This is a genomic window from Agriterribacter sp. (assembly GCF_035444585.1).
Taxonomy (GTDB): domain Bacteria; phylum Bacteroidota; class Bacteroidia; order Chitinophagales; family Chitinophagaceae; genus Agriterribacter.
This window is the reverse complement of record NZ_DAOMOZ010000173.1, coordinates 1-10,808: the sequence shown is the minus strand read 5'-3', so window position 1 is coordinate 10,808 and position 10,808 is coordinate 1. Positions and strand designations below refer to the sequence as shown.

At 43.9% G+C, this 10,808-nt stretch carries 9 protein-coding genes; all 9 read right to left on the bottom strand.

Annotated elements, in window-relative coordinates:
- Positions 1-938: glycoside hydrolase family 43 protein (locus PLH26_RS16320; protein ID WP_324587095.1), on the bottom strand; the 938-nt coding region annotated here is incomplete at its 3' end.
- 141 nt (positions 939-1,079) lie between these two features.
- Positions 1,080-1,835: a phytanoyl-CoA dioxygenase family protein gene (locus tag PLH26_RS16315; protein ID WP_324587094.1), complete on the bottom strand. Its 756-nt coding sequence runs from the start codon at positions 1,833-1,835 to the stop codon at positions 1,080-1,082.
- A 27-nt stretch (positions 1,836-1,862) separates the two neighbouring features.
- Positions 1,863-3,428: a glycoside hydrolase family protein gene (locus PLH26_RS16310; protein WP_324587093.1), complete on the bottom strand. Its 1,566-nt coding sequence runs from the start codon at positions 3,426-3,428 to the stop codon at positions 1,863-1,865.
- Between the two features lie 36 nt (positions 3,429-3,464).
- Positions 3,465-4,577 (bottom strand): sialidase family protein, encoded by a 1,113-nt coding sequence (locus PLH26_RS16305; protein WP_324587092.1) that lies wholly within the window; start codon positions 4,575-4,577, stop codon positions 3,465-3,467.
- Positions 4,578-4,649: 72 nt separating this feature from the next.
- Complete coding sequence (locus PLH26_RS16300) at positions 4,650-5,870, bottom strand: NAD(P)/FAD-dependent oxidoreductase (protein WP_324587091.1); 1,221 nt, start codon at positions 5,868-5,870, stop codon at positions 4,650-4,652.
- A 126-nt stretch (positions 5,871-5,996) separates the two neighbouring features.
- The gene (locus PLH26_RS16295) at positions 5,997-8,123 is read right to left on the bottom strand and encodes a LamG-like jellyroll fold domain-containing protein (protein ID WP_324587090.1); all 2,127 of its coding nucleotides are present in this window, start codon (positions 8,121-8,123) and stop codon (positions 5,997-5,999) included.
- 54 nt (positions 8,124-8,177) lie between these two features.
- Positions 8,178-9,680: a sodium:solute symporter family transporter gene (locus PLH26_RS16290; RefSeq protein WP_324587089.1), complete on the bottom strand. Its 1,503-nt coding sequence runs from the start codon at positions 9,678-9,680 to the stop codon at positions 8,178-8,180.
- Positions 9,681-9,864: 184 nt separating this feature from the next.
- The gene (locus PLH26_RS16285; protein ID WP_324587088.1) at positions 9,865-10,479 is read right to left on the bottom strand and encodes an aminotransferase class III-fold pyridoxal phosphate-dependent enzyme; all 615 of its coding nucleotides are present in this window, start codon (positions 10,477-10,479) and stop codon (positions 9,865-9,867) included.
- Between the two features lie 8 nt (positions 10,480-10,487).
- Positions 10,488-10,670: a hypothetical protein gene (locus tag PLH26_RS16280; protein WP_324587087.1), complete on the bottom strand. Its 183-nt coding sequence runs from the start codon at positions 10,668-10,670 to the stop codon at positions 10,488-10,490.
- Between the last annotated feature and the right edge of the window lie 138 nt (positions 10,671-10,808).

Sequence of the window (10,808 nt, the reverse complement as noted above, 5' to 3'; positions counted from 1 at the left end):
GCCGGACTGTTCGGACCATGAAATGTAAGCATCAGCTTTCCTTCAAATGTTTTAAACAGCATGCCATGCCCGCCATGTTCCTCAAATAACAGGTTGGGTTGCTGTACCCAGGGTCCCCTGATCTTTCCGGTGGTGGACGATGCAATTCCAATGGCATACTTACCATTTTTGAAACTGGACCATATCATCAAAAGCTTATCAGCCTTTGTGCGATACAAAAAACAGCCATCGGTTACATAAGTGGTGGTGCCATCTTTCTGTGCATTGCCGGTAGACCACGGCGCGGCGGAAGCATTGAACAACGTGAGGGATTCCCCCACCGGTCGCGACAGGTCGTGCTCCAGTTGCACCAGTTCCATTGTGCCATCTCCTATCTGCACCCATTCATGGCAATAGATCATATAGGGAATGCCGTCTTCTTCCCACAAGGTACCATCAAGTGCCATCCGGTCCATTGGCGTGTGCGGTTCTTTGTCTTTAAATGGCAGGAAAGGCCCATCAGGACTTCTCGAATGAAAAACCTGGGTTCCCCTGAACGTATATTCAGGAAAGCCCTCTCTCTGTTTCTTCCATTCAATATCTGAATTGACAGTGGCAAACAAATAATAGCTGCCTTTGTAATAATGCACTTCAGGAGCCCACACAGCTCCCGTGATCCAATTATCCGGCGGCATCGTAAACACGATATAGGGTCCTCTCCATGTTTTCAAATCCTTGCTTCTGTAAGCTACCACCCCACTCACGGGTTTGCCGTTTTCGCCGGTAACCATTGAAGCCTTATACAGGTAATAGGTTTGGGTGGGCTCATGGGCAACAATATACGGATCACGGACAGATAGGTCTTTGATATCAATATCTGACACGGCTTCCTGTGCTATTAGGGGATCAGCTCCTGATACCAAAATCAAAAAACTTATTGCCCCAATTATTTGTCTCATTATAAAATCACCCGTTTGGTATACAAAAATTACTACGGTTAAATTTAGTGCCTTTCGTCGATGTTTGTTTCTTCAATTTCAAACGTAGAAACCCAAAATAAGAAATGGTAGCCGATGACTGGCAGCCCACTGCTCATCGCATCACATTTTTTCTCTTTCCTTAGCCAACTGCTCCATATATCTTTCCTTTGCCACCTTATCTTCTTTGGCCGATTCTCCCCAGTAAATCAGCCCCATTGCCTTTCTTGTTCTGTTGGCGGTGGTGTTGGCGCCCGCCCGGTGGATGGTGAGGGAATGATGCACCAGCAGGTCGCCCGGACTGGCAGGGAATGCTATTTCATTTTTCATATCTTCCTCTGTTCCAAAATCAACGATCTGCTGTGAAAAGCCGAGGGTGGAAGTACGCCCGTGCCTACGCATGCCTTTGAGATGTGAACCCTTCACATACCTCACACACCCGTTTTCTTCATCTACCTTTTCCAGCGCCAGCCACATGGTAACCGCCTGCTGGGGGTTGAGCATAAAATAATATCCGTCCTGGTGCGGCGGTGTTGCCTTACCGATCTTTGGCGGCTTATTAAAATACTCTACTGTTTTACAAACAACATTCTCATCCAGCAAGGTCCTGGCGATCGCTTCAAACTTGCTGTCAACTGCCAGGGCTTTAAAATAAGGATCATATTTTTCAAGATCCTGCATTTGCTTTAAGGTAGTGGTATCGTTCTTATCTTCATAGAAATAATGTGCGGCCGACATAGCGGATATGCCTTCCGCAATGAAACGCTGCAACTGCGCATTCAGGCTCTTTACTTCTTCCGGCGAAAGAAAACCGGGAAGGTATACGTAGCCGTCTTTATCAAAAGACAACTTCAGCGATTTCGGGTATTGTTCATTCATATATGTTACTTTTTAAATTGTAAACGATCAATCAGAAAAATGGAACGAATACAGATCAGCATCATGAAGCACAAAACGCAGGCGGATAGGCTTTCCGGATAAAGCCCCCAAATTGCTTCCTCCTTTCCATTCAATAATACGTTCAATAGTATCGCCGAACACCGGCTGTATATCTTTCAAAGCGAACCCCGGAATAGCTACCCCTTTTTCATCCTGTATTTCTACCTTAACAGCACCAGCTACTGAAGTTGAAAAATTGATTGATAATTTACTGCCTTTAAACCGAAATGGCCGTGTAACGATTTCTCCACCGGACATTGGCGCATTGACCGATACAAAGCCATCAAGACGCATTGTATAGCGTCTCAGATCACTGGTCCGGGCTTCATTTGTCCACGAGGTTTCTGTTGAATAGAAAGACATTTCATTTGGAGCGCCCGGCAGATCTGATCTGGTTTCAGCAATTCCCCAGCATATATACTGATGCCCGTAATTCCAGGTACCCGTTCTTTCTATCCCGGGCCGGAAAAAGCTTTCCTTCCATCTGTCAAAAGAAGAGCCATCCCTGCTGGTCATCAACATTGCATCTGTAAGCGCCGTACCATAGCGTAAATTGTGCTTACTTCTCAACTCCCGATGCGGAAGATCCGGAAGAGCACGCATTGAAGAAGACCAACCCAGCTCAATATAACGGGTAGGGATACCCAATAAAATATGAGGGGCCCTGTAATATGCATTCACCTGGTTGGTATAGAGCTCAATTCTCATGGTATCATCATAAGTAACGTCTTTCAAATCGGTCCAGTGTATAAAATCTTTTGATACGGCAGTGCGTACAGCCCTGACCCCTCCGGCCGTGAGCGTATTTTCACTTTTACCATTTTTAAAATATCGCCAATAGGCTCTGTATTCTTTTTTAACACTATCCCAAAAACCCACATTCTGGGAATCGAATGCACCTTCTGTAATCACAGGTTTATCAGCCATGGGTAACCAATGAATAGCATCCGCTGATTTAAAAGCGAATAATCCCCCGGGATCACTGGAGCACACAAACGCTTTATAACGGGCATCAGCCGGCGCATCAGGATTAAGATCTTTAAACATGGATGCATTGTCTCCCATTTTCAATGCTACGCCGGCGATATTACCACTCATGATAACGATATTGTTCTTTTTAGAGCCATTTACCTCATATATGCCCAGTTCCGGTTTAGTCCAGGATATTCCATCAGCACTTTCAGCATAACAGATATAGAAGGGATGTGCTTCTTTGAGGCTTTCTTTGGTAGTTGCGATATGAGAGCCACGATAGTACATCCTGTAAATACCGCCATCTTTGAATAAGCTATGATAACCACATGTATTGCCTTCCCATGGCTGATCATGTGCAATGGCCACTTCTTTAGGTTCGGGATGATGTAAAATCCGTTGCGCTTTTCCACTCAAACTTTCTATCATAAATTCGTCAACAAACATTTCTCTGCGGGAACCTATGTCAACAATTTCCTTTGCCTTTTGCGCAAACAGGAAAGAAGCAGGAGTTGTTAAAACCAACAGGATAAAGAAAAAAGAAAATCGCTTGTTAGACATTTTAATTGTTTTTCTTATAAATAATGATTCAACGCCCTATACCAAAATCCGGACAAACGCTATATCAGTTGTATCCGCAGCATTACCTGCGTAGTAATAAGCCAACACCTCATTATTCCCAAGACAGAGCAAGGAAGGATGCCCTACAGAAAATTGTACCATTTCCGCCCACGCATCATTCATACTGATATCCTTACTGTCCTGTTTACCTGAATTGGCTTCATACACGATCAGCGATGCATCAGACCCATCCCGGATATCTTTACTTATCCTCGCTGTAATAACCGGTTTTACCGACCTGTCAATATCAATCGTCATCAGTCTCCCATCTTCCAAGACAACGGGTTGCCCCGGTTGTCCATATACACCGGTATCCCAAAGTACGCTCCAGGCTTTTCCTCCATCTTCACTCTGTCGTGCATGAATGTTCTTATACTGGTTGGTTACGCCGTTGAGTGTCCAGAAAAAATCAATAATGGAAATCCCATCTGCCAGCACCTGCGGACGTTGATCCCAATAGTACATATTCTTTTCTTCCGTAACCATCACCGGGTCTTTCCAAGTATTGCCGCCATCGTAGGAAAAAATCATGGCAGAACGATGTATCCACTCACTTTGATCACCTACGGCTTTGTTAATTTCGAACTGGCAAATAATTGTTCCGTCTTTAAGCAGCAATGGCGGACCGGTTAATGGTATAGGTGCATTAATGCCCTCTATTGTCATCAATTGTGGCTCGGACCAGGAAGCTCCATCATCATTTGAGAAACAATAAAAAATCCTAGTGTCTTTTAAGGTTTCTTCGGCAGGATCATAATAAGGCAGCGAAGTATCCGAACAGTCTACCCAGTTCAACACCATCAGGACCTTTGTACCACCCAGTGGTAAAAAATAGGCTGTCCTGCTTTGCCCCGGCACTCCATTTATATCCGGCAACTTTACCGGCTCAAAAGGTGCATTCCATGAAATTCCTTTGTCATCCGACCAGCAGATAACAGCATGCATAAATTCACAATCTCCTTTTTTTTCCGAAGCCTTAAATGCCGCCAGCCACCGGCCGGAAGGAAGCTTCTGTATGCAGGGAAATGTATTGCTGCTGAAACGGTGGTGACCGGGGGTGGGAATGATCCCCCTGTTGATAATTTTCATTGGAGATATTATTTAAACATTTTTTCCAACTGGTCAGGAATCCATTAAAGTTCTCCAGTCATAATGCCTGTATTAATGCCTTCTTTTTGCAACGTTCTTTTGCTGTACAGTTTCCGCAAGGTATTTCTCTGTTTGTTCGTTGCTGAAACGGGAGGGTGAGAACGCATCAATGTTGACAGACGTTTTCCCTTCTGTAGCTAATTCTGCCAGGAGCAGTCCTGATACAGGATTATAAGCAAAACCGCCGGAGTGAAAGGCTACACCTACAAATAAACCCGGCACTTCAGCCACAGGACCGAGTATCGGTTCTCCATCCATGGAGAAAGTAAGCAGCCCCGTTTTTGAACTTTCCCACCGGAGATCTTTTATCGGTGGGAAATAAGAAGAAAAATTGTCTCTTATTTTTTCTTTCAGCACAGTTTCTGTATAACGCGGGTCCGGCGACCGTAAAAGATCGTCAATACGAAAATCCATATCCGAAACCCGCCATTCTTCCCTCTCGGACGTTTCAATTCCAAACAGTAACCGCCCACCTGCTGCCGGTCTGCAATAACCATAAAAAGGATCGGCATTTACCGCAGGAATATGAATCATTTTCTTCAGTGGTTCTGTAACATAACGTTGATGCACTACTGTTTTTACAGGCAGCTTCAGACCAAGCCTGGAAAACAAAACATTCGTCCATCCATATACAGTACTTATCACCGCATCTGCTTCAATCAAGCCGCGCTCTGTTATAATACCAGCTATGCTTCCCGAGCGTAATACAAAGTCTTTAACCGGTTCCTCTTCCCTGATATCAACACCCAATTTAATACAGGCCATTTTTAGCGCTGCAAGGTAATCTTCGGGCTCACTGTATCCGCCCAAAGGATCAAAAAGCCCTACCAGCTCGCCGGAAGGGCAAAGATCAGTCCACCGTGTACGCATCTCCTTTTCCGTCAGGATTTCAAAAGGTGCCCCGCATTGCTCATACAGCGGCAATAACAACTTTCTTTGCTCCCAGGATTGCTGGTCCAGCAAATTGAGCGTACCAACATCCTGAAAACGATAGCCGTTCAATTCAGAAGACAATTCACGGAATAATCGCAACGCAACTTTCCTCGCTTCAATACCTGTTTTGCTCCAAAGCAATCCTGTAATGATACCTGCGGCCCGGCTGCTGGAACCATCTCCTGTTTTTCTTTTATCAAAAACAATTATTTTCCCGGCTTTTTTTTTCGCCAGCCTGTAAGCTGTACTCAGCCCCGTTACACCTGCTCCTATGATTATTATAGTTCTTTTATTAAGCATATCACATACATTCTCTTTTCTTACCCGTTGATCGCATGTTTTCTTTGATTCTCAAATGTCTGTTCAATTTACCCCTGATCTATAAATAACTTTGCTACTATCATGCTGGATCTGCATACTATCTTATTAAAGTGGCAGGGTATTATGCCAACGCTGTAAAATTTGTTGTGAAGAGAGTACTTCAGTAGTAACCAATACATCTTTTATCACACCTTCCATCAATGCTTCATCAGCGGCTTTAGACGTATACTTGTAGGTAGTAAAATCACCGGTTCGATCACCTCCTATTACCAGATCATTTCCCAGGTATATGCCCACTTCATGTAAAGCGCCAGGCAAATCGAAATAAGCTTTTACACTTCTGTCGCTGTACAAATGTGCGGCTCCGGCGTCCAGTTGCTTAGCAGCTACAGGGCTACCATCAAAGTAAAGCACTACCCTGCCGTAATCATACGTAACAGCAATCTGGTGATATTTTCCATCTCTGAAATTTACGGGACCGGAAGTTACGCTTTGCCCATTTACAATAAACCTGCATCCCGGCATTGATTGGGCGGAAGGATCAAAGTCTACTACCAGCTCTCCCGTTACGAAGGGTCCGCTCCCGCGGTAATTGCTGAACAGCCTCATTTGTTTCGCTGCGGCTGGTTTAACCATTGCAGAAAGGGTAAATCCTGGTCCTAAAAAAGAGGAGCCGGTGATTTCAACGGGACGATAAGCTCCTTCGGCAACCGGCCTGAAAACCATAGCATCCTTAAATGGTTGTATGCTCAAAACAGTATCCGGTGATCCGGGTTTTACTATGCTGTCTCCCCGGAAGGCAAACAAGGAGGCATTTTTTAAAATGAACCGCAGCTTCAGCAACGCTGCAGAAGGTAATTTTTTTCCTTTCCAACTTGCGAGGATTTCTATATTATCTTTCCCTTTGATTGTACAAGCACTTCTTTCATAACCCGGCAGTACATTTCCCGATGCATCCAATACCTCCACCTGTATCTGCCCAGCTTTGGTATCTGCATTTATATATAAATTACCTTTTAAATTATTCAGTACCCTGGTAGTAATGATCCCCTGCTTTCCTTTTGCATCAAGCGATACAAAACGGTCTTTAGGAAGAGTGGCAATACCAACCCCGGAACGCCCCTGTTTATTGGAAGCATGCGTAATATTTGAGCCGCCGTACCATAATTTTACCGTGTCGTGTTCTACAAGCGGATGATTCGTGGAAAATACCATTCCCTGGTCCCAGGAACCTGCCTTTCCTACCGGCAGGATTGGGATTCTCACCCCGTTAACGGCTTCCTGCCGGGTCCAGCGGATACCGTCCCTGCTGCTTACAAGTTCACAATATATAGGACCATCATTGTTGCCATCGGTAATATGGAATATCCATAGAAATCCCAAATAGGCAGATTGATACGCAAAACTGCTCAGCCCATAGAATTCCGTACGTTGCCCGGGAGTTGTTACCCAATGATCATCTGTACTATCAGGTACCAGGATCAGCTGAGCCGACGGCCATTGTTCAAAATCCTTTGTAGCAGTATAACCAACACAACGCCTGTTAAACCCGCTAACAGGGGCAAATATTTTAGGATATCCTATATACGAACGGCTATGCGGATCCCAGTTAAAATTGCCGACATCGCCGGGATCTTTAAGAATAGGATTCCTGTATACGTCTTTCCAATGAACTCCATCGGAAGAGTATGCTCCCCAGAAACCACTGATCAGATGATCAGGAGAAGTTCTTCCGTAATCATAGTTGATCAGCTTATATCTCTTTAACGTATCTTTTTCCCAGGGCGTATATATAACCTGGGGAAGATGATCCTCCTTTGTTCGTCTCAGAAAAATATTGTTTTGTGTGGTCCCCTGAAAGTTTATTAACCCAAGAGACGGTTTCTGCCAGTGAACGCCGTCAGCACTTACGGCATACAGATTAGTATACTCGCCATTCCAGGCGTGATACCACATCCTGTAGCCTTTTCCCGGAGGATCTTCAGGCAGAACCGTACCATATAAGTAACTTGTTGTTCCCTCCCATGGTTGATCTGCTGTCAGTACAGGATTATTCCCATACTTTACAAAAGGATGATACTGTCGTACAACGTTCTCTTTATGATCAATCAGGTAATCGTCAACCATAAGCTCCCACGGACCAGTGAGATCTGAATAATTGCTTTGTGACAGAACGCGTGTTACAAACAACATAAAGAATAACAAATGAAATAATACGGTTATTAAACGCATCAGGGTAGTATTTGAAAAATATAAAAACAATCTTACTGCAATCGATCGGCATATTTATACAGGAAGCCTTCTTTTTATTGAGCGGTCAATCACACTAAAACACATTGCTCCTACCACTCCTATCATGAGTGATACAGGCATAATCCAAAGTACGGTAATGCCTCCCATTTCCCAGAATGCTATAGCAACGGCTATACCCACAGCTAAGATCCCGCCTAAAAAAGTGCCTCTTTTCGTTGCGAAAGGAACAAATAATGCCATAAAAAAGAGCACAAACAGCGGAGCTACAAAAAGATTGACAACCTTCATAATTACATCAAGCAGGTTGCCCTGTACTCTGGCAATGATAAAGCTCAGCAATAAAATAACAATCCCTGTCACCAAGGAAAGTCGCTTTATTTGTCGTAAAGCATCTTCTTTCCGGGCATTTTTTCGAAACCGGCTGATCAGATCTTCCGACACAACAGAAGAAACACTGTTTAATCCCGAAGACAAGCTTGACATTGCCGCGGCCAGCAGCCCGGCTATTACCAGCCCCGATACTCCGGCAGGCAATCCTATTAAAATGAAACGTGGAAATAATGTATCAGCCTGATTCACTATTGGTTTCCCATTTAACAACGAGGAGTTATTGGTAAAATACGCTAACATAGATAGGCCTACCAGTGCGAGCAACGTGGAGGCAAAAACATCCGACATCAACGCGATCTTAAAAGAACGCCTGGCGGCTTTTACATCAGGCGTTGCCAGGTAACGCTGTACCGCGATCTGGTCTGAGCCATTAGTGCAAACATACCATACCAACACAGACAACATTGCATTAGCCATGGTCGTTCTTTGCAAAGGATCAAAACCGATCTTAAATGTATTCCAATGTTGCGGCCATTGTTCAGGGATTATAGCGCTTACCGAGCCAAAATGCCAGCAAACAACCATAACGCTTAGCAAAGCTCCTCCTAAAAAAATAGCAGATTGAATAATATCAGTAACCACTACAGCCTTTAGTCCACCCATTGTTGTATAAATAATAGTAACAACGGTAAGCAACGCCGCTATCAGCGGTACATAAGCCTTATTGAACTGAATAACGGAATATAATGCCACATCTACGGTTACATAGATGATGGTGGCCATCCATAGTAAACGCAGCGACAAAAACATAACGGTGCCGAGCAACCGTACAGACAATCCTAATTTCTGCTCCAGTATTTCGTAAGCACTGGTAACACCTGTTTTCATGATGGCGGGTATGATCCACCAGCCAACAATAAAATAAACAAGCGGAAAAGCCAAAGACCCGGCAAATATGATGGGTCCATGCTGTATCATTTCTCCGGGATAGGTTAAATAGCTTAATGTACTCAGTAATGTCGCAAAAAGGGAGATGCCGACAGATGTAGATTTCATCTTTCTACCTCCCAGCAGGTATTCTTCTTTTGTTTTATTTTTTCGTTGGTAATACCAGCCTATACCCAGCATACCGGCTCCATAGATAAGCAATACGATCCAATCTAACAAGGATAAGGCAGGGGAAGATACCTGAAGCAATTTAAACATAAGCATCAATCTGTATTAATAATCAGCTATTCGGGACTTTATGCCAGCCGGGTAAACCCTTGCTGAAAGGCTTTACTATTATCCATTCCTATTATTCCCGACTCAATAGACTTCTCTATCAACTGTAGTGACCGGTCGAAGCATTCTACGAACCGCTGCAAATGCTTCTCTTTATGTGCATGCATTAAATAAAAAATCCCTGCCACCAGGAAACCTTCCTCCTGCATCTTAGTTTCCTGGCAGCAGCATAAGAGGATGTAAAAGTAAAAGTAGGCGATGCCGGCATTCCTCCTACAACAAGGCCACAGGAAACATACTTCATCGCAATCTCACGCAACTGCTCCTGCAGCGCTACCCCTTTTGCCCATACAGCATCAAATATATTTTCACTTTCCATCTTTTCTAATACGGCTAGTGCTGCAGCAGTGCCTATGCCATCAGTCCGGTAACTGGACGAAATGAAACTTTCATCAGCAGCAGTCATCACATTATCACTTCCTGCCACAGTTGCAAGCGGTACTCCATTGCTCATGGCCTTAGCATATATTGCTATTTCCGCATTCATAGTATCCTTCCTGTCTGCATAACAGTGATATACCTTTATGCCACAACAGGTATTTTGTTTCAATTGATCCGCAACCTTCATTACGTCGTCATGGGGAGAAACCACCATTAACGACCTGCTTAAATCTGTTCCATGATCCCTTACATCATCCAGCGTATACCTGTTCATAGCATCACGATCATCGTGTTTCCCCGGCATTCCAAAATACAGTCCATGCAATTTATTTACCGGCATATGACGTGTTAAATAACTCCGGTGATCTTCACAACCCAGCTTATGTATACCTTTAAAAAAGATATTTCTTTCTGAAAGTGAGCCGAATGATAGGTATGCATATGGATATCAAAGATCTCCTCAGGAACAAAGTCGCAAAAGGCCCTTGCAATAGCAGCATCAGACGCATTGGATTTTTGCTGAAAAATCATACACTATAATAAATTAAATTATATGGGTGCGCTCCTGTCTTAGTTAAACTTCAGAGAATATAAATCAGCATCTTTCAAATAGATCTCCTGACTTGTCCCCTTCAAATTTAGTGCGGTCATAAATGATTGCTTATCAGT

Bases quoted from the DNA above. Each gene is read 5' to 3' on its own strand.
- PLH26_RS16295 (WP_324587090.1), bottom strand. From the start codon at position 8,123: ATGCGTTTAATAACCGTATTATTTCATTTGTTATTCTTTATGTTGTTT.
- PLH26_RS16290 (WP_324587089.1), bottom strand. From the start codon at position 9,680: ATGTTTAAATTGCTTCAGGTATCTTCCCCTGCCTTATCCTTGTTAGAT.
- PLH26_RS16305 (WP_324587092.1), bottom strand. From the start codon at position 4,577: ATGAAAATTATCAACAGGGGGATCATTCCCACCCCCGGTCACCACCGT.
- PLH26_RS16280 (WP_324587087.1), bottom strand. From the start codon at position 10,670: ATGATTTTTCAGCAAAAATCCAATGCGTCTGATGCTGCTATTGCAAGG.
- PLH26_RS16310 (WP_324587093.1), bottom strand. From the start codon at position 3,428: ATGTCTAACAAGCGATTTTCTTTTTTCTTTATCCTGTTGGTTTTAACA.
- PLH26_RS16300 (WP_324587091.1), bottom strand. From the start codon at position 5,870: ATGCTTAATAAAAGAACTATAATAATCATAGGAGCAGGTGTAACGGGG.
- PLH26_RS16315 (WP_324587094.1), bottom strand. From the start codon at position 1,835: ATGAATGAACAATACCCGAAATCGCTGAAGTTGTCTTTTGATAAAGAC.
- PLH26_RS16285 (WP_324587088.1), bottom strand. From the start codon at position 10,479: ATGCCGGTAAATAAATTGCATGGACTGTATTTTGGAATGCCGGGGAAA.